The sequence below is a fragment of the Bacteroides sp. 3_1_13 genome, from assembly GCF_001185845.1.
GTDB lineage: Bacteria > Bacteroidota > Bacteroidia > Bacteroidales > Bacteroidaceae > Bacteroides > Bacteroides xylanisolvens.
Genome location: NZ_KQ236956.1, coordinates 226,193 through 248,325, shown reverse-complemented (window position 1 = coordinate 248,325; position 22,133 = coordinate 226,193). Strand labels below are relative to the sequence as shown.

15 protein-coding genes are annotated in these 22,133 nt (G+C 39.2%); 1 reads left to right on the top strand and 14 read right to left on the bottom strand.

What is annotated here, in order from left to right:
* Positions 1-319 precede the first annotated feature (319 nt).
* From HMPREF9009_RS13365 to HMPREF9009_RS13355, 3 genes are all read right to left on the bottom strand, one after another.
* Positions 320-1,429 (bottom strand): AAA family ATPase, encoded by a 1,110-nt coding sequence (locus HMPREF9009_RS13365; RefSeq protein WP_049703317.1) that lies wholly within the window; start codon positions 1,427-1,429, stop codon positions 320-322.
* Positions 1,404-2,138 (bottom strand): RNA ligase family protein, encoded by a 735-nt coding sequence (locus tag HMPREF9009_RS13360; RefSeq protein WP_008019617.1) that lies wholly within the window; start codon positions 2,136-2,138, stop codon positions 1,404-1,406. The genes HMPREF9009_RS13365 and HMPREF9009_RS13360 overlap by 26 nt, the downstream gene beginning before the upstream one ends.
* Before the next feature lie 131 nt (positions 2,139-2,269).
* The gene (locus HMPREF9009_RS13355; protein ID WP_049702461.1) at positions 2,270-3,667 is read right to left on the bottom strand and encodes an RtcB family protein; all 1,398 of its coding nucleotides are present in this window, start codon (positions 3,665-3,667) and stop codon (positions 2,270-2,272) included.
* Between the two features lie 515 nt (positions 3,668-4,182).
* Here HMPREF9009_RS13355 and trxA point away from each other — a divergent pair.
* Entirely contained in the window at positions 4,183-4,680 is a 498-nt protein-coding gene (trxA, locus tag HMPREF9009_RS13350; protein WP_049702460.1) for a thioredoxin, read from the top strand.
* Between the two features lie 196 nt (positions 4,681-4,876).
* On the opposite strand, the gene HMPREF9009_RS13345 is transcribed toward trxA, so the two are convergent.
* From HMPREF9009_RS13345 to HMPREF9009_RS13295, 11 genes are all read right to left on the bottom strand, one after another.
* The gene (locus HMPREF9009_RS13345) at positions 4,877-5,584 is read right to left on the bottom strand and encodes a LytR/AlgR family response regulator transcription factor (RefSeq protein WP_049702459.1); all 708 of its coding nucleotides are present in this window, start codon (positions 5,582-5,584) and stop codon (positions 4,877-4,879) included.
* Positions 5,581-6,690, bottom strand: a complete 1,110-nt coding sequence (locus HMPREF9009_RS13340; RefSeq protein WP_008025661.1) for a sensor histidine kinase — start codon at positions 6,688-6,690, stop codon at positions 5,581-5,583. The genes HMPREF9009_RS13345 and HMPREF9009_RS13340 overlap by 4 nt, the downstream gene beginning before the upstream one ends.
* Positions 6,687-7,769 carry a sensor histidine kinase gene (locus HMPREF9009_RS13335; protein WP_049702458.1) on the bottom strand — a complete coding sequence of 361 codons (1,083 nt, stop codon included), beginning with the start codon at positions 7,767-7,769 and terminating at the stop codon, positions 6,687-6,689. Before HMPREF9009_RS13335 ends, HMPREF9009_RS13340 begins: the two co-directional genes overlap by 4 nt.
* Before the next feature lie 57 nt (positions 7,770-7,826).
* Positions 7,827-10,304, bottom strand: coding sequence for a TonB-dependent receptor (locus tag HMPREF9009_RS13330; protein ID WP_083444192.1), 2,478 nt, complete (start codon positions 10,302-10,304; stop codon positions 7,827-7,829).
* A 182-nt stretch (positions 10,305-10,486) separates the two neighbouring features.
* Complete coding sequence (locus tag HMPREF9009_RS13325; RefSeq protein ID WP_049703315.1) at positions 10,487-11,029, bottom strand: hypothetical protein; 543 nt, start codon at positions 11,027-11,029, stop codon at positions 10,487-10,489.
* Positions 11,030-11,222: 193 nt separating this feature from the next.
* Positions 11,223-13,307: a beta-glucosidase gene (locus tag HMPREF9009_RS13320; protein WP_049702457.1), complete on the bottom strand. Its 2,085-nt coding sequence runs from the start codon at positions 13,305-13,307 to the stop codon at positions 11,223-11,225.
* A 67-nt stretch (positions 13,308-13,374) separates the two neighbouring features.
* Positions 13,375-14,946, bottom strand: a complete 1,572-nt coding sequence (locus HMPREF9009_RS13315) for a PKD domain-containing protein (protein ID WP_004314818.1) — start codon at positions 14,944-14,946, stop codon at positions 13,375-13,377.
* Positions 14,947-14,964: 18 nt separating this feature from the next.
* The gene (locus HMPREF9009_RS13310) at positions 14,965-16,125 is read right to left on the bottom strand and encodes a sialidase family protein (protein WP_004314819.1); all 1,161 of its coding nucleotides are present in this window, start codon (positions 16,123-16,125) and stop codon (positions 14,965-14,967) included.
* On the bottom strand, positions 16,112-17,566 hold the full coding sequence (locus tag HMPREF9009_RS13305; protein ID WP_008025671.1) for a RagB/SusD family nutrient uptake outer membrane protein: 1,455 nt from the start codon (positions 17,564-17,566) through the stop codon (positions 16,112-16,114). The genes HMPREF9009_RS13310 and HMPREF9009_RS13305 overlap by 14 nt, the downstream gene beginning before the upstream one ends.
* Positions 17,567-17,585: 19 nt before the next feature.
* The gene (locus tag HMPREF9009_RS13300; protein ID WP_049702456.1) at positions 17,586-20,870 is read right to left on the bottom strand and encodes a SusC/RagA family TonB-linked outer membrane protein; all 3,285 of its coding nucleotides are present in this window, start codon (positions 20,868-20,870) and stop codon (positions 17,586-17,588) included.
* A gap of 25 nt (positions 20,871-20,895) precedes the next feature.
* Positions 20,896-22,128: an MFS transporter gene (locus HMPREF9009_RS13295; protein ID WP_008025676.1), complete on the bottom strand. Its 1,233-nt coding sequence runs from the start codon at positions 22,126-22,128 to the stop codon at positions 20,896-20,898.
* Positions 22,129-22,133 lie beyond the last annotated feature (5 nt).

The window sequence follows — 22,133 nt, the reverse complement described above, 5'->3', positions numbered from 1 at the left end:
CGACTCATCTATTAATAATAAACTTTCTTTTGCTTACTAGTAAACTTGTGTTTAACCAATACCAAACTTGCAATGCACTAACAGCAAACTATAAATAAAGCTTTCATTTATATAATTAGAAGCTTTGTTTTTATAAATGCAAGTTCTGTTTATAAAAACAGAACTTGCATTTATAGATTTCAACTAATGAAAAATAACTTTCCTCCCTATCCTTTAGAAGTTTATAATTAATAGGAAGGAAGTTTTCCCTTAATGTCCTGCAAATGGTTTGTAGTTAGTTAGCGAATGACTTGAAAAGCCGTAGCATAGAAACCTTTGCTTATACCACATGATATACCACTTCATGCGCTTCTGTCAGCAGTGGAACCTCCAGTTTATCCAACATCTTATCCAAAACAGATTCAGGAAGTGCATATTCCCTGCTTTTATTTTGTTGACGCCAAGTGTGATATGGCTGTTCCAGATAGACTATCTTCACTTTTGCACCATAATCAACAAACAGATCAATCAGTTGGGCACGCATCTGACGAGTTATGTTAGTAGCATTCCAAACAAAATCCTGTCCTTTGCGAAGATACGTTCTGGCTTCTTCCTTCGCCATTTGCACTACCCGTCCATTCGCCGACTTATCCGTGGGACTCAATTTGTACTTGCGACGAATGGCATCCAAGCTCACCACCGGCATATCCATGCCAGCAGACTGAATATAATAGTCTTTCCCCATTCCCGGAAGTCCTGACAACATCGTCACTTCACATTTAAACTGTTCGTGAGGGATATAATCAATATAACTGCCTTCTGCATGGAAGTAATGAAAGCGTGCATAATCTGTGGCAAACTCTCTCGGTTTACTCCAACAATCTTGTTCACGGCAGAAAATCTCAAACAGTTCCACTGCTTCCAACAACCCATTCTTATCTTCACAAATACGTCCTCTGACATCAGCTTCAGCCAACATTTTCAGTAATGAAGTATCTACCCGTAAAGAAGCTTCACAGAGTTTCTTTACAGAATCCGGTTTCTCCATCAGCCAAACAGGCAATCCGTGATACCGGACTAAAGACGCAATCTGTTCCCGAATATGGAACGGAGCAGGACAATCCCGGTATAAAATAGTACGGGTAGTGTACTCTCCTTTTCTGGCGTGCCCTTTAGCAGATACCCGCCCCTCTCCTTCATCCACGGAAGTCGAACGTTTTTCAACATCATGCAACAATGCAGATGTCCAAATAATTTCTTTCTCCAAGGTGGAGAGAGTATGATAAGCAGAAGACTGCTGCAATGCTTCCAACACCATACGGGTATGCTCGGCCACACTTCCCTCCGCGTGATGACGAGTATCCTGCGGGACTACATTCATTTCGCGTACCCACTCGAACTGCTGTTCGAGTGAGCACCATGATTTATCTTCTATCAATTTCCAATTCATCATTATTCTCCTTTTCATTACTCAATTCCCAGACAAGCGGGGCACGTTTCCAATTACGCGTCCAATGCTCATCTGTTTTGACGTGTCCTTTTCGCACATATTTAAACACATGATGCGCAAATTCGCTTACCGGATATTCCTCGATATTGCGGCTGACTACTCCTTCACGAGTACAAGCCACTTTCGTCCACGGATCACATGAACCGAAAACAGACGGGTCTTGTGACATATCGATGATTTCCTGTTTTAAAAGCTCCGGCGTTAAACCGGAAACAGGTTCTATCTTCAACTCCGGAACAGTAGGCAAGTCAAATAAAGCTGCATAAAACTTCACTTCTTCCCATGACAACCATTGATCCATGCAACGAACCGCAAAGATATAAAAATGCGTTTCTAATCGCTGATATTCAATAGAATGTATGGCGTATAGATTTTCTCCAAAGATTTCTATATCACCCAAATCATTCTTTATCAATTCCCAACGTTCCCGCAGTTGCCTCGTCCAGGGTGAAGTGGTGGGAGCCGCATGCGAACGGGCAAAGACACCCCACTGACTCAAACAATTATTCTCTCCATCCAACTTCTCGGTATGCACCAATGTCTTAATCCGTTGGATATCTTCCCAATACGTATGATTAATTCGGTCATCACTAGTCGTTCCGGGAGAGAACGGATAGTGATAGGTACGACCATATTTCTCTGATATCATCTTCTTCTTTTTTTTTAATTAAATACTTATTCTTTTTTGCACAGCTAAACAGCACTAAAGCCACTACCCGGCAACATTCCGCAGGTCCTCTGCCGGAAGTAATTTGTAAATAGACTTTTTCTTTCATCGCATCATTCCTTATTCATTCGTACAATGCGAGGCATAAATTTGCCTTGCACTTCCACCAGTGTCTCCTGCGTATACATCACTCTGTCAATGTCCTTGTATGCCAACGGCATTTCTTCCACGCTCCCACCAATCAAAGTTACTCCTGCTTGCGACAGTAACTTCTTCAAAGCCGATTGCGTAAAACTATCTTTTGCCTTTTGGCGGGACATTGCCCTGCCGGCTCCATGAGAAGCCGAATTCAACGCTTCTTCCACCCCTTTGCCACAAACCAGATAACCCGGGGTAGCCATACTTCCGGGAATCAATCCCGCTTGTCCCTTTTGCGCCGGAGTAGCCCCTTTACGATGGACGATTGACATACGCCCCGGTATTATTTCCTCTTTCCAAGCGAAGTTATGATGGTTATTGACATTAGCGAGAGGCTTCAACCCTAAAGCTTTCGCCAAATTCAAATGAATCCGTTCATGACAGGCACGGGCATAATCACCCGCCAGATTCATACTCATCCAATACTCCTGCCCCTCTTCCGTGTTCAAATCCAACCAGGCAAAATGTTGTGCTTCACGGGGAAGCCTGCACACTTCACGTGCCAGCAGACTGTAATGTTTTGCAATAGCAGCCCCCAATCCTCGTGAACCGGAATGTGACAGCAACGCCAAGTAACTTCCTTCCGGAAGATTCAGCACGTTTTTTTCTTGCAGAGTGATCTCGCCGAACTCTACAAAATGATTGCCACCACCGGAACTCCCCAGTTGACGGACGGCCTTTCCATGCAAATCCTTCAATAAAGGCGTCAGACGGAATTCCTCCCTATCCAACACTTCATGTTCCTGCTCAAAACCCAATCCGCCATCCATACCGAAATGGGTGAAATCTTTCAAGGCTTCTTTCATCTGATAGGCATACCGTTTCAGAAAATCTGCTCCGGCATCGAATACTGTCAGACTCATCCGGCAGCCGATATCAACTCCTACGGCATACGGAATCACCGCATTATCCGTAGCAAGCACTCCACCGATAGGCAACCCGTATCCGGCATGAGCGTCAGGCATCAATGCTCCGGCCACTGTTACAGGCAAGCGCATAGCCAGGTTCATCTGTTGTTTGGCAAGCGTCTCGATAAATTTACCTCCATAGGTTTTATACATCAACGGCTCATCCAGTAAATCATAAGCTATAAACTCTTTCGCTATTATAGTTGGCGAAAGGCGTTCGGCCAGCTTATTCCATATTTCATTGTTTTTGTAAGATTCGGGATGCTCGAGTATATCGCTCAATGTCATTTCAATCTGTTCTTTTGTGTCATATTTGCAATGTTTGCTCACAATGTCCACTACCAGACTGCGGGCAACATTATCCCGGTATCCCAGTTTACTTAAATCTTTTAATCGTATTCCCATACTCTTTTTTCATTCGCATACAACATTCCCTGTCAGCCTCACCGGCAAACGACGATGCAATACACGTGATACCAATGCTTAGGATATGGATATAAAATACCCTCCCACCGCATTGAAGTGATTAATTTTAAAAATAATAAATGTGATTGCAGGACTAATCAACCATCGCCGCCTGTTAGTAGAATTGCGGTCAATGTAAGAACCATCAGTTCAATATAAAAAATAATAAGTTGCAAAGCCTCATCCTCCCGACGAGACAACTTAGTCCTAATTTGAAAATATTATAACTCCAACATAATTAATACCCTTTCCATCAATTTTAAAGGGTGAATACTCATTTTATCGTGGCAAAAGTAGTGCTTATTTTTATATCTTCCAAAGATTAATAGACAAATTTTAGTGTTCAATAACTATCCGAGGGAAGTTTTGCCAAGAGTTTCTGTCAAATTGCTATTTTATGGTCCCTTTATATCGCCTATCTTTGCATCAGATAAAAACAAAAAGAAAGATAATATATAAAACGGATAAAAAGCTTATTAAGTGTCTTCGTCTTGACATTGGCAGCCACAGCTTGCGCGGGAAACAGCGGAGAAAATAAAAAAAGCAATGAACCAACAAAGGAGGACAATAAAATGGAAGTAGTAGCATTAAATAAAGCAGATTTTTTAAAGAAGGTATATAACTATGAAGCCAATCCGAACGATTGGAAATTTGAAGGCAGCCGTCCTGCCATCGTAGATTTCTACGCTACCTGGTGCGGTCCCTGCAAAATGATGCACCCGATTCTGGAAGAACTTAGCAAAGAATATAGTGGCAAAGTAGACATCTATCAGATTGATGTGGACAAAGAACAAGATCTGGCAGCGGCATTCGGTATCCGCAGCATCCCTACCCTATTGATGATTCCGATGAAAGAGGAACCGAGAATCATGCAGGGAGCTATGCCTAAAGACCAGCTTAAAAAAGCAATTGATGAATTTCTTCTGAAACAAAATAACGAAGCAAAGCAATAGACTTCGACTTTTTTCTCGTCATGGCAACTGCCCTCTATTCGTCTTTTGAAGATGAATAGAGGGCTGTTTATATATGCCAAATGATAAGAACAAACATATTTGCATATATTCGCACTTCACTTTATCTTCTTATTTATATTTCAAATTGAAAAAATGCAGAAACATTGAATAATACTACATCACGATCTCACACTCTTTATTTCATCACAAACCCTTCAAAGAAATCGTCGCGGTAACTATTACCGATAGCTATTTCATACGATTTTATGAATATATCATTATTGTCAAATGATTCGATGTGACCGGTATTGACAATATATGACTTATTCACCCGCAGAAAAGTTGATTTGGGTAACAAATCGAATATGGCTTTCAAACTCATACGGGTGATAATACGTTGATCGCCAAGTTGAAGAATAACATAATCTTTTAATCCTTCAATGAAGAGAATATCGGAGAAGTTGACTTTGAAATACCGGCGTTCTGCTTTCACAAAAAAATAGTCGGCGGTAACCACTGTTTCGATGGCTTCTTTCTCTTCTTTCAGTAACAAAGAATGGTAAGACAAAGCCTTATCCACAGCTTTTTGAAAACGCTCCGCTTCAACAGGCTTAATCAAATAATCTATCGCATCCACTTCGTAACTGTCCAGTGCATACTCTGTATAGGCTGTAGTGAAAATGACCAGTGTTTTCTTTGAAATCGTACGTGCAAACTCAATTCCTGTAATCCCTGGCATCTGAATGTCAAGAAAAACCAAATCAGTCACATGTTGCTCCATGAAATCGGAAGCAGTGGACGCACTATTAAAACTCCCGATTAATTGAAGGTTACTCGATTCTTCTATCAATAGCTTCATGGCTTCACGTGCCAATGGTTCATCGTCTACAATAATACAATTCATAATGTTATACTTAAAATTACAGTATACTTATTTTCATTCTCTATCTGCTTCAGCTCATACCGACCGGGATACAACAGCCCCAATCTGCGTTGAATATTCACAAGTCCTATCCCTCCGACTTTACCTTTACTAACGGCAACTTCCGGTGTGGAATTCTCGCATCGAAACTCTAATCTATCATTATCAACTTTAAACGAAACGTGCACATACGAAGGATGCTCGCTGTCAAAACTATGCTTTACCGCATTCTCCACAAAAGGAATAAACAATAACGGCTGAACCCAAATGGAATCTGTCTCTCCATGTTCCTCCATCGTAAACTGAAAATTATCACGACGGATCTTTTCCAGATTCAGATAATCATTTAAGAAACGGATATCCGATGCTAACGAGACTCTTTCTCGCGAACTGTCATTTATCTGATAGCGCAATAAATCCTCTAATTTGAAAAGTACTTTGGATGCTTCTTCCGGATTTCTCTTTATCAGGACATTGGCATTATTCAGCATATTAAAAAGAAAATGCGGATTAATCTGATTTTTAAGAAACTTCAGTTCCGACTGTAAAGTCGTGGATTCCAGTTCATCAATACGCAGGTTGTAGCGTAGCCAATGCATGAACAATGAAATAGCCGCAGAGCCTGCCATGACAAAGCCAATGGTCAGTATGCCCGAAAAAGCATTGATAAAAGTGGCAAAGCCATTGGGATCTTTTCCGGGCAGAATCACTTCAAAAAGCAAACCTTGGGTAACTGAAAGAAAAGTAATGACTGCTATATTTGTAATGACTGCCATCAACACATAACTACCCCAACGATTCTTCAACAGGAAATAAGGAACCAATACATACAGGTTTATATATATCACCATATTCATAGAAGCAAAATATGCCAGACATCCGCCCAGTCGCCTCCCAAAAGAGACTGTTTGTAAAGGCTCATACCAAAGGACATTGATTGTTATCAAAACAACAACCAATTGCAGCAGCAAATGCCTGTATATCCGATAACGGGGACTCAATAGAAATGCAGTGACACTTTTATCATTCATGTTTCTGTCAGTGGTATTTTTATTGAAGTCATTACCATGATTGGTATCCATACTCATGACTCACCTCCTTTCAGTTCCAGCCATATACTGCCGACAGCCAATGACAATCTGTAACGGCTTCCATACAAAATATCCAATCTTTGTCTGATTCTTTCCAGCCCTTTATCGGACGACAAGAGATTTACTTCAGGACAAGCGCAAGCGAAAATAATCGTACCCTTTCCCGCTTTCAAATGAGTTTTCAATGAAACAGGAGGCTGTATCTGCTGCTCGTCTATTGCTTTGACTATATATTGTACAAAAGGGATGAAAAGCAAGGGTGGTACCAACATTCTGTTCACTTCGCCTTCGGAAGTAAATTCATAGTAAAATTGTGGTCGGGAGGTCTGTTCCAATGTCAGGTAATTAGTAAGAAATGTAATTTCGCTACTAAGCAAGACTTTGGCCCTATTGCAGTCATACAACTGATAGCGGAGAAGTTGGCTTAACTTCATCAACATCTTTGAGGCTGTTTCCGGCTCACTCAACGTTAATTCTCCCGATTGGTGCAATGTTTTAAAAAGAAGTTCAGGGCTGATCTGTTCTTTTAACCGTTCCACTTCAGAAACGACATGGGCTTTCTCCATTTGTGAAACACGCCGGTTGTTAATCATCCACTCCTTCAGGAGAACTGTCATCGTACCTCCTATCATACACAGCGTAGATAACATAAAAGAAGAAATATAGTCCACTACCATGTGCATCGAAAAATAAGAACCTCGCACATGGAGTTCCGGCCAATAGGAATATGCCATGTATTCTATTGACATCTGTATCAACAGAGCTACAATCATCGCAGTAGAAAGCAATGACAAATAGGTCAGATAATGTCTCTTCAACAAATATTTCGGAAAGAGTTGGAAAAGATTCAAGTAGATAACCGCTACATAAGTGAGCAGGTAAAGAAAGGTAAATGTGTAAATCCATCCGCCCAATATATCCTTATAATCCAAAAAGATAATAAAGACCTGATTGAAAGAGATCGTCCCCAGCACCAGGATAAGTACCAAATACCGCATCCATCGTAAGTCCGGACTAACGAGAAATCGATATAAAAAGGTAGATTCACTACCTGTTGCAAGTGTTTCAGTTGTCATACGCTTTATTGGGGACGAAGATAAAACATTTTTCCGGTTAGACTCTATACCGTATCTCTAAAATTCAAGTTTATAACTCACATTCGTCAATATCGTAGAATTGTCGCTGACATCTATTTTTCCAGTTTTCACATTATATTCATGACCGTAATGTTCTTTAGCACCCGTAAAGTTAAGTCCTTTCACTGCAAATTCATGTGATACTTTTCTCTTGTTGATACGATAACTGACAGTATAATTACCAATCAACATAGGAGAATATTGTTTTGAGAAAGCTTTCGTTTCGTCATATTGCACTTCTTTATCCGGATGATTCATCGTTGCCTCCAAGTCAATCGGAGAATATCGATCACCACCTTGCAAGGTTAGTTTCAGGTTGACACTAAGTATATTCTGTTTATTTCTTCCCAACATCCATTCTTTACCGATAAGTCCGTTTATCACATAATTACGGTTAAACTTCGTGTTATACCACACACCGTCCCCACCCCGGTAACGGGAATCAAACCAAGAACCCGAAATCATATAATAAAGTCCTTTCTCCAAAAAACGTTCGAAGGTAATGTCTATTCCCACATTGCGTCCTCTTCCTTTATTAACCAACGCATCTTCCACATAAAAATCAGAACGGTTAAGTACGGAATAAGAACTATCCGCCATTACTGGGACATCATGTAAAAACTGGATATATGGTTCTATCTTCAGATTCATGCGATCAGAAATCTTGTAACCGAATGATAACATAATGTGCTGTGCTTTTGTAAAATCAAGATCTTTATTGACGGATTGATCGCCTGTACTTTTCGTTTTAACAAAATATACATCCATCTTTTCCATGCGACTGTACATTCCATAAGCCAACGCAAAGGTTGCTTTTGGAGTAGCTTGCCACTTCAGGCCAACCCGTGGTTCTACAGACCATTTATTGTTCAGAGTCAGAAGCTGTCCATAGATTCCGGCATTAAGGGTCCAACGCTCTGTTAATCCCACCGATGAACTATTGTAGGCTGAAATCAGACTTGTATTACCTTTTCCTTGAGATACAATTTCCAGTAGTTCGGCTTCATAAGGAGCAATGGAAAGATCCATTTTGTAGAACATATTGGTATAGGTGAATCCTGTCTTGTTCGTAAAACGGTTACTGAATTTACGATTAAAGGTGGTGGTAAATATCAGGTTGGTATATTTTGAATCAAGATCCATATAAGGAGTAGACTCCATCGAATGGTTGAACAAGGTTGCTCCTCCGTCGAGTTGCGAATAGGTAGCGGCTATCGTGGTCTTCAATGATGCGTCATTATTAAAGAAATAACGATGGCTGACACCTCCGGCTGCCATATATTGCTTGTCTCTTGATTCACTGCGGTCGCCCCAATAATCCCATTTCTCTGTGTTCTTTTCAAAATCACTGGTGAACTTATCAATCAGGCTCGTTCCCCAAACAGAGAATGTTCCGGCTTTCCGTGTCGGAAAGTTGAGTTTGAGGTTCAGGTCCTGATAATCCATCGTTCCTCCTTCAAGATTCAGAAGGCCGGTTGTAGAATAACGGTAATTGAAAATATACGATGCTTTATGTTTCTTGCTCAAAGGGCCTTCGGAAGCGACGTCGATTCCCATAATTCCCACCTGAATGGTATTTTCGTTCTTTTGGTTGTTGCCGTTACGCAATTTCATGTCAAAGACTCCGGATACGGCATTTCCATATTCGGCAGGAAATGCTCCGGTGAAAAAATCAGAGTTTCCAAGCACTTGTGAACTTAGAGAGGAAAGGATTCCTCCACCCAATGTAGCGATGTCCGCAAAGTGATTCGGATTAGGAATTTCGACATCCTCCAGTCTCCATTGCAACAGATGTGGGGCATTGCCATGAATAGAAATTCCATTGGAAGAAACGCTGGGAGCTACTCCGGCAAAAGCGGAAACCAAACGTGCGGGATCATCAAATCCACCTGCATAACGGCTCGCTTCTTCTACACTCAACATACGTGCTCCGGTAGTAGCCATCTTATTCATTGCTTCTTCCTTGTTCGTCCGCGCACGAATTATCACTTCGTTTAATTCGTTCACGCTTTCTTTCAAAGGTATTTCCAAATATATTTCCTTGGCGGAGGTCACCAGTATTTCTCTGAAAATGCCCGGTTCATATCCCATAAACGCAGCTTCTACGGTATGTCGACCGACAGGAACCTGCGGTATACTGAAACGACCAAGACTGTCTGTTATCGTACCCGCCCCCTCTTTTTCAGATAGCTTTACTGTTGCATACGGTATCGGAAACTTCGAGTCTCCATCTATAACAATCCCACGGATGGTCTGCACCGGACGTCCTTTCCGTCCTGTTGTCTGGCTGAATACTGTTACAGACACAAATAAAGCGGTCAATAATAGGATCCATCCGCCATAACGATATATTTTCCGGGAAAGTTCTTCACTTAGAACTTTTTCAAAAGTTTTGAGCACTGTCCCACACTCATCTAAAGAGACGCCCGACTGAATAGATATTTTCTCTAATAATCTAGTTTTATTCATCTTCATGATTTTATTCCGTTTTAATTTCGTCACGAAGATAAGGCAGAGATCAGCACTAATTTTTCAAATGAGACGAACGCGTCCCATTTGTAGACTAAATGCAAAATTAGCAAGATGAAAAATAAAAGAAAAGAAGAATATCGCTTTTAAAGGATATATAACCCATTCTAAAGGTGGTGTGACTTTCATTAAAGTCCTTTGGTAATTACAGGCAACCCAAATAAGCCCTTTTGCAAAGTCAGAATCTTCGGCCGACCTGTCTTTGTTTTATTATAAGTAGAAGGAGATACATGCAATGTTTCTACATTCCCATTTTCAAAAGCTACCTGCAAATAATATTCTTTACGAACGCCATCCGACACATAACGATGTCTGCCGACCCTACGAGTTTTCTTATGTGTTTCTATATATTTTTTCTGTACCATGACTTTCTCTTCATGCGTGGAAGCAGAATCGGCGAACCAGTAATTCCCCCCAAGAAACAATACACAACTGATAGCACCGACACAAACCAAATGGCAACAACAATTAATTACTTTATTATCCATTGTTGTCAGCCAAATCCATCCTTTATAGAAAGGAATTGTTGCTATCACTATTATAAGTGCCACTCCAACAGGTATCCACCAGTCAGCCAATGTATCTTCGTATACTACATAGGCAACTCCACATGAAATCATAATCACGAGAATCATCAGGATACGAAGTGTATTAATAAATATAATTTTCATGATATTGTAGTATATGTCTGCAAATATACAGAATTGGCCAAATAAATAAGACAACTCCACCATTAAATAATAAATGAATGAGATATTATCAAAAAAACTACAATCTAAATAATTATCAGACTGTAGTTTTATTAACTTATGCTTAAAGGCAAATTCTATCATCGGCATCCACAAAGTAGCCCTAAAAGTATTCCTATTCTTTTATAAAAGAAAGAGTTTGATTTATATGCCTGGAGGATGTTCCTAGAAAAATTGTATATTGTCCAGTATTTGTTTTCCAACTATGTATCTGATCATCCCAAAAAGCTAAATCCTTGGAAGTTATTATAAATTCAAGGATTCGATTTTCCCCAGGTTTCAAGGATACTTTCTCAAATCTTTTTAGTTCTTTTTCGGGACGTAATACACTTGGCTGGTTCTCTTTGATATATAATTGTACCACCTCAGCTCCTTCACACTTACCTGTATTCGTAAGAGTAACAGAACATTTTATAGTCTGTTTATCATTCATCTTGTTAGATGATAATCGTGGTTTTGTCAAAGCAAATGTTGTATAGGATAGTCCATATCCAAAAGGATAAAGCGGTTCTATCTTCTTTGTATCATACCACCTATATCCAACTAATACATCTTCCTTATAATTGACATCATACACATTAATAAGATGCTCATTTTTAAGCTCATTATAGAGTGATGCCCCTTGTGGCAAATATCCCCATGCCGGTGAATCTTTAAATGACCTTTCTATAGTCATTGGTAATTTTCCTGATGGATTTACTTTTCCGATAATAATATCAGTAAGTGCTTCAAATCCAGATTGTCCTCCATACCAACCATAAATCAAAGCTGCTAATTGTTCGTTCCATGCTGACATATCAATCGCAGCCCCAGTATTGATAATAGCAATAGTGTTAGGATTATTTTTAGTGATATAGCGCATAAATGATTCGTCTTCCCTAGGTAAAGCAAACGGACGTTCTACGGCTTCTTTATCCCGTGTACCCATGCTCAATAAAACAACATCAGCCTCTTTTATCTCTGCCACAGTAGGCTTTTCAATATAATATACAGTTCGCCCAAAGACTTTCTGCAAAGCATCAATCAGACTTACATTATTATACCCTATCACTTCTGCCGCACCATAGCCACGAGGTATTTCATATACAAATTTACCGGTTAATAATATTTTTCTATTTTTTGTAGGATCAAGCGGTAAAATTTCATTCCTGTTTTTAAGTAATACCACACCTTCTTCTGCAACTCGCCTCGCAGTCTGCTCATGTTCAGGATATTTACTTAACAAAGTCGTGTCATACTTAGGCCTGCTATAAAATCCCATAGCAACACAAGTAGCCAAAGTGGGCCGTATCATATCGTCTAAATCCTTCTCTGTTATTTTCTTTTCATGATATAAATCCAATACTGATACTCCAAAATTATATGACCCCGGCATTTCCAGATTTTGACCTGATTTAATAACCTTTTCCAAATCCCACACAGAGTTCCAGTCACTCATAACCAACCATTTAAATCCCAGCTTTTCTCTAAGAATCTTCTTTATTACATACGAACTTTGTCCTGCCCATTCGCCATCGATCTGATTATAAGAAGTCATTACAGACATAGCTCCTGCATCTATCCCAGCTTTAAAACCCGGCAAATAGATTTCATTCATAGCACGTTCTCCGATAATGGAATTACTCCGTTTACGATAAAATTCAGTATTATTCCCGTAGAAATGCTTTAAACATGCCGCTGTACCCGTACTTTGAAGTCCGGTCACATATTGACTGACCATTTGAGATACCAAATAGGGATCTTCTCCAAAATATTCAAAATTTCTGGCACATTGAGACTGTCGATAGATATTTAATCCGGGACCTAACAAAACCTCAATTCCTCCAGCTCTACATTCTTCTCCAATAGCTTTAGCATATTGGTAAGATAACTCCGGTGAAAATGTTGAGGCTAGCAAAATGGGAGAAGGAAAAGCTGTTGAACGTTCCAGTTGCTTTACAACGTTAGGATCAGGCAAATTATTCCGGATATTAACCCCTTGTGTCGCATCCGACAAATAAACAGGAAGTATTCCTTTTTCTTCAAAACCTTTGATAAAAAACTTATTATAGCCCCTAACCATGAGCGCTTTTTCCTCAATTGTCAGCTTCTTTAATAATTCATCCGCCTTCTTGTATGCTTCACTTGTCTCCATTACCTGTTGTGCATATAAACCAATGCAATTTACAAGCATGAAAATCAATAGAAAAAGTTTTTTCATATTCTGATATTAATTGAATGTGGAACTTCTCTTTTACTGATTAAAAGAGAAGTTCCACAATTAGTTTTTAGTTATTGTATAAATCTTGTATTTCTTCTTCTGACAATATTCTGTTATACAAAATAAAATCATCCAGATAACCATTCAAGAAGTTCTCAGGTGCAAATTCTCCATTAGTAAATCGATAGTTACAACCAATATAGTATGGCCAATTATCTACCACCTTGTCAACAACCCCTTTCTTTTCAATAACTTTCTGCCCATCTATATACAAATAACTATCTCTTTTTCCATCCACTTTCTTATAAATACATACATAGTGATGCCACTCACCGTCATCCATTCGTTTACCTTCATATTCAGCCCAGTTTCCTGCTTTTCCCTTGTATTCTACACAGAAAACAACAGTTTTACCACTGGTATCAAGTCTAAACCAACTTTGTCTGGGCACAGGATCGGTATAAGTAGCACCAGGTCCCACACCTTGATGAAAGACTGCATTCTTAGCTGTCATATTTGAAACCTTCACCCAAAATGCAACTGTAAATTCACTATCCGTATAATGATTCTTCAATCCTTCTTCAGGAATAGACAAAATTGAATAATTTTGCTTGTCGCCTTGGAAGTGTGCTGCAAATCGACATTCAGCACTTTCTCCGGAAAAGCGCGCCTGAGAATTATATACACTGGAACCAGCTCCTGCCGTAAGTTCCTCAGGATTCAATTGATTTGGACCTGCATCTTTATTATCACCATCGAATGGCAAATACAATACTAACTTTTCTGCAGAAACAACATATACATAACCTTCTTTCTCTTTCGTAGAGCTATTTACTGAGTTTTTAGCTTTCAACGTCACTTTGTATTTTCCTGGATTATTATATTGCACTACAGGATTTTGTTCTACAGAACTGGCTGGAGTACCTCCTTCAAATGTCCATTCCCATTCTTCAACCGTTCCTAATGTCTTATCCAAGAAGTTAATATATCCCCCGGCATAAGTATTCCGGCATTGTGCACCAAAATCAGCGGCAATCGCATTTTTATCAATAACAGTAATATAATCCTCTCTTACTTTGTCCGAAGACGCTTTGGGATTCTTAGCTGTCAATTTAATAGTATAGATTCCCGGAGAAAGTGTCATTTGTGGATTTTGTTCTGTTGAAGTGATAACTGCTCCACCTTCTTTAGGTGTGAAACTCCATAACCACTCATTCGGATAGCCTTTGGACAAATCTTTAAAAGAAATAACATCTTCATTTGTAGCAGTAGTTTTATCTGCAGAGAAGTCAACAGTTATCTGCGACGGATAGTTAACAGTAATATATTGTTCCTTCACCATTTCGTTTGCTTCTTCTCCGCGTCCGACAGACAAGGTAACCGAATAAACTCCAGGCTTATTATATACAACATTAGGACTAAATAAGATTGAGGTTTCTGGTTCTCCACCTTCGAACCGCCAATTCCATTTAGAAGGTTCACCAGTAGATATGTCTTTGAAAGTAATACTTTCTCCGATTGTGACTTCCTGAAGATCTGATTCGAAAGCAGCTTGCAAGGACTGCAAATCATCTTCAGAACAAGCCAATAACAATATCACAACAATACACTGTAATAAATATATAGTTTTTCTTTTCATATCAGTAATGTATTAAATTCATTGTATTGATTTTATGCTAACAACTTTAAATGCCAGCCCATCCGTATATCGTTTTTCTCCTCCCTCATAGATAATAGCAATCTGTGAATCAGAGAGCTCAACTATATCAGAGTAACCAGAGTTACCTTCATAAACTGTATATTGTCCCTTCCAGTTTTTCCCATTATCCGTACTTTTTTTGATAGTCATATTAATACGTTCCGTAGCGGAAGCAGCATTCGAAAGAAAAACAGCTCCTCCTATTGATAATATACTACCCTGACACTTACAGTCTATTTGATCAATGCTAATTTGAGGTGAAGACCAAGTAAGTCCTCCATCTATGCTAGTACAACTTTTCCGATAAAAGCCTTCATCTGCTCTCATATTCAACATTAACGTTCCCTCTCCTATCTCGGCTACAGAACATTCTCCAACACCACCGACAGGAGTAGGTTCTCCTGGTTTCCATGTTTTTCCGTAATCATCAGAATAAATGATATGAGAATAACTCGTGACCTTTCCACTCTCCCGAGTTGTAAAATAGTTTGGAGCAACTAATCTTCCTTTATGTATTCCCTTTTGAATCTGAATACCATGGCACGGACCGGTAGCATACCAATCCCATTTTTCTTTTTTTACAGAAGAAGTTATTTCAACTGGTTGCGCCCAAGTAATGCCGTCATCATCAGAATATGTATAGTACGGACGTCGGCTGTCTTCTCCGGTACCATTGGTTATTGCCCCCCATTTATCAGTCTGGAAATTCCAAGTCATAAGCAGATGTATTCTACCTCTGTCGTCAACAATAGGCACGGGATTTCCACAAGTGTTTTGTCCATCATTCCATATCGTAATCTGTTTACTCCATGTTTTTCCATTATCCGACGAACGTTTGACTACAAGATCTATATCTCCGCTATCTCCATTACTTCGAGCTTTTCTAGCTTCAGCAAAAGCTAATAAAGTATTGCTTTTACTTTTAACAATAGCAGGTATTCGATAGAGTTCAAAACCATCCGTCCCTTGATTATAAATATAGTTGAATTCGGACGAAGGCACTTCTTCTTCCGGTGGAACAGGAGTTGGGTTTCCTTGTGTCTCATCATCTTTTTGACAAGCCTGTGTAAACATACTTGTAAAAAGAAATACGCATGTAATAATCTTATAGGTTTTCATATCCTTGAGTTTGTTTTAAATTAGGATTGATATTTATATCGCTCAATGGGATTGCAAGATATAATGGAATGATAATATTATCATCGACTTTTTTCTTTAAGTTCGGGACCTCCTGATAAACATCAATCGTTCCACCATAATGAAATCTAAGAAGATCGGGCCATCTTTTCCTCTCAAGATATAACTCTCTTGCACGCTCGTTCAGAATTTCTTTCTCCACTGCTATTTTATTGGTACTTCCACTATAAGTTCCAATCTTGGCACGATCTCTGACTCTATTCAGTTCAATAATAGCCTGTGGCGTTTGATTTAACGCCGCATAGGCTTCTGCTTTAAATAAATACATCTCTGCAAGCCGATATATAACTATATCTGAGTCATAGGTACGATCTCCTTCTGTTTTTGTTCCCTTCATCTTATTATCAAAAGTCCCTATTTCATTTCCGTCCGCATCCTTTGCAGTGATATAAGAGTCTTTGGTTCTGATATCTGCCGGATTAGCATTAAAAAGACCTATCAAAAACGGACTTGGTGCATAAGTGCTGCGAGCTCCTCCTTTAGCATAAGGAATTTCATCCTTATTGACCGCCTTTTCTACAAAAACATCTCTTGGCTTCAGACTCTGACTATACTGAGCTTCCTTTTCATAAATTTCGAAATGGATAGTCCATATCACTTCTTTCCCATATTTAGTTCCATAAATATCTGCAAAGTTATCTTCCAGTGAAAGTCCTTTACTTGCCAAATCCGCATAAGTTATGACATCTTTCAAATCTTGTTCCGATCCATTCATCACTTTTGCTTTCCATAGCAAAATATCGGCTTTCAATGCATAGCATGCCGGCTTCGATGCCCTTCCTTTTCCATTTGCATAACTTTCTTCCGGAAAAAGATCAATTGCCGTATTTACATCACTTAGAGCACGTGCCAAAACTTCCTCCGCGGGTTCTCTTGCTAACTTAGGCTTATTTGAACTTTCTGTCGGTTCCAGTTCCAAAGGGGCATCCCCCCATATCCGGGCAATACAGAAATACATATACCCTCTGATACAATACGCCTCTGCCAATAATCTGTTTTTATCAGCCTCTACACCAAAATCTATTCCGGGAGTATACTTCAGTAACATATTACAATGTTGTATTACAGAGTAATAGCTCGACCAGCTATAACCATTTTGCGATGTGAGGTTTTGCGCCCATAAATTAGAAGGGCCACCTTCCAGCCCTGTTGTAAAGGCATCTCCTCTGTCTTCAAAATGAAGAGTAGAATTCGATGTATCGCGCAATTTGGTATAAATACCGATCATATAACTTTCTACATCGCCTTTTGTATTCCAGTATCCATCTCCGGTAATGCTTGAAACAGTATCTACATCCAGTAAGTTACACGAATGTAACAAGAATAAAGAAATGCCTAATAGTATTGATTTAAATTGTTTCATAATTATGAGTCTTATTTAATTAGAAATTAATTTTTACTCCCATGTTATATTGTCTGGGTCTCGGATAAATACCATAGTCAACACCAGTATATATTTCAGGGAACATGCCATCATATTTTTTTATATAACCAATATTATACGCTCCTGCAAAAACTTCCACAGCACTGAGTCTCATCTTTCTAATCCAAGATAATGGCAACATATAACTTAAAGACACTTCCCTGAATGCCAGGTAATCTCCCTTGCTAAAATACAAGCTATTATTAGTACTACCACTTGCAGAGCTTCCGATCTGATTATCCCATCTCATATGATTTCTATATTGATAATCATAGTCACTCTGAACAGTATATTTAGGATATTTGCTTCCATCATTCGCACTCTGCCAAGAATTGGTCATTGCCTCTTTGATGGCATTATTATTATTACGTGAGCTACCCATTATCTGTCCTTTGAAGCCATTGTCTATTACATGCCCCATAGCCCAGTCCATAACGATTCGCACGGTTAGTCCTTTGTATTTCAATGTATTAATAATTCCTCCGACTTTATCGGGACGAACATATCCCATGAAAATCATGTCTTTAGAGTCCAATTGTCCATCATTATTTACATCTTCAAATATTGCATCTCCCGCATGTTTCTTTCTTCCTTGTGCGTTCGGGTCATTAGGTGCCTTGGCCGCTTCTTCTTCAGTCTGATATGTTCCCAAGTAATGAAAAGCCCATCTTCCGCCAAATCTCTCACCTTCGGCAATACCACCCACTTTTTTTGTCCCTCCAGTTGCAGGATCATAAACAAAGTTTCCTCCTACACGATGCTTTTCTTCTCCATTATCCGGTAAGTCTACTACCACTCCTTTGTTATAAGCAAATGTCAACCCTAAATCCCATGAGAAATCTTTAGTTTGAATAGGAGTAGCATTCAACTCAATCTCTACTCCGGAGTTTCTAACAGATCCATAGTTACTCTTAATGGAACTAAATCCGGTAGAACTCCATAAAGGTTCATCATACAATCTGTCAAATGTCAGTTTGTTGTAATAGTCAATTAACAGTCCTAATCTATTATTGAAAAAGCCCAAATCAACCCCGATGTCATAGGATTCTGTTGTTTCCCAGCGCAACTGCGAATTTTTCAATGTTGTATTTAATATACCGACAGAGCCCTGATAGTTGGTATCTGTAATCTTATATTCTCCTCTCGAATTAGCCACACTCAAATTGTTGTTACCTGTGCGCCCCCAACTAGCACGCCATTTCCAACGACTAACGATAGCTTCCAATGGTTTATAGAAGTTTTCCCGATGCATATTCCACCCAGCAGATACTCCCGGGAAAAATCCCCATTTATTATCTTCCGCAAATCGCGAAGAACCATCGGCACGCATACTAATAGAGAAAAGATATTTGCCATTATAATCATAATTTACACGTCCGAAATAACTCAAAGTGGCTTCCATTGTTTTAGTTGAACTTGCCCGCTGAGTACTATCTGCCGTTGCATTTAATGTCGGAATTAAATCTATGGAAGAACCACTGCCACTTGCAGAAAGCCTATAACTATAATCATGAGTATAGCTGGCACCTGCTACGACTCCAATATTATGATCTTTCACTTTCTTATCATACGAGAGCACTAAATCTCCCTGCAAATGCCTGTCAAAATTATGTTTGGCAGAAGCCGGACGAATTGTATTTCCGGTTGTTTCATTATCTGCCTGAAAATAATTTTCTATACCTTCCGTACCGAAATAATAGGCTGTAGGCTTTAATATCAAGCCAGGCAGAATATTCCAAATTGCACCTAATTGGAAAGTTGTCCTATATACATTGGTATCATCATAGTTAGTCTTATAATAAATTTCATGCAATCTGCTTCTGAAAGAAGAAATTCCTTCACCCGGAGCCGGAGTTCCATCTTCATAATACAAGCGGTAAGTTGGTGGAGTCAATATGCTTCGTGATATGGTATTAACTGTATTTCCACCTCCTACAGCATCTCTCACCTGCAAACTAGCTTTAGTAGACAGACTCCATGCTTCACTCAATTTATAGTTTCCATTAAACAAAACGCTGTAATTCTTATAATTCGTACCTCGAAGAATACCATCCTGATTCAAATATCTTAATCCTACATAATAGTTAATAGCTTCCGTCCCTCCACTAATGCTCAAATCTATTTCATGCTTCTGCCCAGTTGTAAAGGTGGCTTTCTGAAAGTCATTATCCTGAAAAATAAGTTGTTTACCTGTAACAGGATCTGCCATTGTCTGCCATCCTTCGTTTTCCAACAAGTTACTGACGTAACCTTGACCATACTTTTGAAGATAAACATCCAAAAACTCAAGCGTATTCTTTGAATTTCTAGGATTTCCGGTTGACATACCAAATGAACCGCTCAAAAATTTAGCCTGATCTTCTTTTCCATTATAAGTTAAGTCTGCCTGATTAAATTTGGCAATATTCGAACGAGATAATGTTATATAATCCCGTGCATTCAATAATGGGATTCGCTGAGGTTGTTGTTCCACTCCGTATGTGTATCGCAGACTCACAACAGGTTTCCCTTTCTGACCGGATTTAGTCTTGACAAGAATAATACCATTGGCTGCTCTGGAACCATAGATAGCAGTAGAAGCAGCATCTTTCAAGACCTCTATAGATTCTATATCTGCCGGATTCATATCTGATATATTTCTAAAACCTTGTGATATTATACCATCAATAATTATTAAAGGTGTATCACTTTCCGGCGAAGTTGAACTTCCTCCACGAATAAATAATTGAGGATCAGCTCCAGGCTGCCCACTAGAAATCTGTAAAGACAGACCAGGCACTTTTCCTTGTAACTGTAATAATGGATTCTGTCCGGGTGCCTTCTGGAATTCTTCCTTATTTATCTTAGAAATAGAATTGGTTATTAATGCCCTTGATTGTTTTCCATAGCCTATAGCTACAACTTCATCAAGCAATACAGAACTCTCTTTCAAAACAATGACAATATTTCTACGCCCTTTGACTGCAATTTCTTTTGTTTCCATTCCTACAAAAGAAACAATAAGAGTAGCGTCAGGAGAAACCATTATTGAGAATTCACCGGACGCATTGGTAATGGTACCTTTATCTACTCCTTTTACAGAAATTGAAACTCCGGGCAATTCTACCCCAGTTTGATCCTGTACTATACCAGAAACTTTAATTTCTTTAGAACTGATATCATCTGCTTGAATATTTAGGGAAATAAATAAAAAAGCAAATAACACCGATAATATTTTATTCGTATGCTTTATTGAGTTTTTCATAAAATATAAAATTAAAATTTGAAAATTAATCTTTCATATCAATTGTTTTAGGTCGCAGACAAGTGACCAGAATAACCAGCATAGCCAGTACCAATATAGCAAGCAGTGCAAAATCACGTCCCAGGTGTCCGGCATCCATTGATTCGCCTAAAAGGCTAGTAATAGCAGCTCCGGCAAATACACCACACATATTCATAATACCATAAGCGGTTGCCCTGTAACGTGCAGATACAAACTGACAAAGAATAGGCATATTATTTGCATCAAACATACCAAAACCTATTCCGAATAACACCGCTCCCATGACCAATGCAAAAATAGAATGACCATATCCGATAAACAGCAGGGAAGGTATGATAAGCCCCAAACCCAACGCACCGGTATAAACTCTTCCACGTACATTTTTTAATACCCATCGATCCGAGATGTATCCACCTGCCAATACTCCGAAGAGTGAAGATAAGGCTATAGAAATGGTAGACATAGGACCTGCTACTGAAATATCAATAGACAAGCTATCAGAAAAAAGAGTTGGTAACCAATTCTTTGCCGCCCATCCCGGAGTACCCGGCACACAGAAATAAAATAAGATAACCCAGAAGAAGACATTAGAGAATAACATTCCCAAGCTCTTCAATACCGGAATCTTTTTCATCTTCTGATTCTCCGAGACATTTCCTCTCTCTTTATCACGTAGGAAAAATGCCAGAATAATACCATAACCTACACCTATAATGCCAAACCAATGAAACGTGGTATGCCAGGAATAGATTGCTGCAAAAGTAGCTCCGAACCCACCGATAGCCTGTCCTACATATAATCCCGTCATATGTATTCCCACAGCCAGCGAACGAGTTTTATCTTTGTGAAAATCGGCAATCAGAGACAAAGCAGCAGGTAAATACAGTGCTTCACTAACTCCCATAATCCCACGCAACCAATAGAGTTGATTGAAAGTGGTGGCATAGCCCATCAGATAAGTAACTCCCGACCATACACACAGACTACCTACAATCAACCATTTACGGTTCACACGGTCACCGATGATACCCGACAAAGGACTCATCAGTCCGTATACCCACAGGAAGACAGCCATCAAACGACCAAAATTGGCAGCCGATTCCAATTCCCGGACATCCTCCATCATCGGAATTCGCATAGTGGAAAGCATTTGCCTGTCCATATAATTCAGCAAAGCAACACCCCACAATAGTCCGACTACTACCCAGGGATATATATTTGAAGTTTTATTATTCATGCCTG

Excerpts from the sequence above, each read along its gene's own strand:
- HMPREF9009_RS13365 (WP_049703317.1), bottom strand. The coding sequence starts at position 1,429 with ATGAATTGGAAATTGATAGAAGATAAATCATGGTGCTCACTCGAACAG.
- HMPREF9009_RS13360 (WP_008019617.1), bottom strand. The coding sequence starts at position 2,138 with ATGATATCAGAGAAATATGGTCGTACCTATCACTATCCGTTCTCTCCC.
- HMPREF9009_RS13355 (WP_049702461.1), bottom strand. The coding sequence starts at position 3,667 with ATGGGAATACGATTAAAAGATTTAAGTAAACTGGGATACCGGGATAAT.
- HMPREF9009_RS13345 (WP_049702459.1), bottom strand. The coding sequence starts at position 5,584 with ATGAATTGTATTATTGTAGACGATGAACCATTGGCACGTGAAGCCATG.
- HMPREF9009_RS13340 (WP_008025661.1), bottom strand. The coding sequence starts at position 6,690 with ATGAGTATGGATACCAATCATGGTAATGACTTCAATAAAAATACCACT.
- HMPREF9009_RS13335 (WP_049702458.1), bottom strand. The coding sequence starts at position 7,769 with ATGACAACTGAAACACTTGCAACAGGTAGTGAATCTACCTTTTTATAT.
- HMPREF9009_RS13330 (WP_083444192.1), bottom strand. The coding sequence starts at position 10,304 with ATGAAGATGAATAAAACTAGATTATTAGAGAAAATATCTATTCAGTCG.
- HMPREF9009_RS13325 (WP_049703315.1), bottom strand. The coding sequence starts at position 11,029 with ATGAAAATTATATTTATTAATACACTTCGTATCCTGATGATTCTCGTG.
- HMPREF9009_RS13320 (WP_049702457.1), bottom strand. The coding sequence starts at position 13,307 with ATGAAAAAACTTTTTCTATTGATTTTCATGCTTGTAAATTGCATTGGT.
- HMPREF9009_RS13315 (WP_004314818.1), bottom strand. The coding sequence starts at position 14,946 with ATGAAAAGAAAAACTATATATTTATTACAGTGTATTGTTGTGATATTG.
- HMPREF9009_RS13310 (WP_004314819.1), bottom strand. The coding sequence starts at position 16,125 with ATGAAAACCTATAAGATTATTACATGCGTATTTCTTTTTACAAGTATG.
- HMPREF9009_RS13305 (WP_008025671.1), bottom strand. The coding sequence starts at position 17,566 with ATGAAACAATTTAAATCAATACTATTAGGCATTTCTTTATTCTTGTTA.
- HMPREF9009_RS13300 (WP_049702456.1), bottom strand. The coding sequence starts at position 20,870 with ATGAAAAACTCAATAAAGCATACGAATAAAATATTATCGGTGTTATTT.
- HMPREF9009_RS13295 (WP_008025676.1), bottom strand. The coding sequence starts at position 22,128 with ATGAATAATAAAACTTCAAATATATATCCCTGGGTAGTAGTCGGACTA.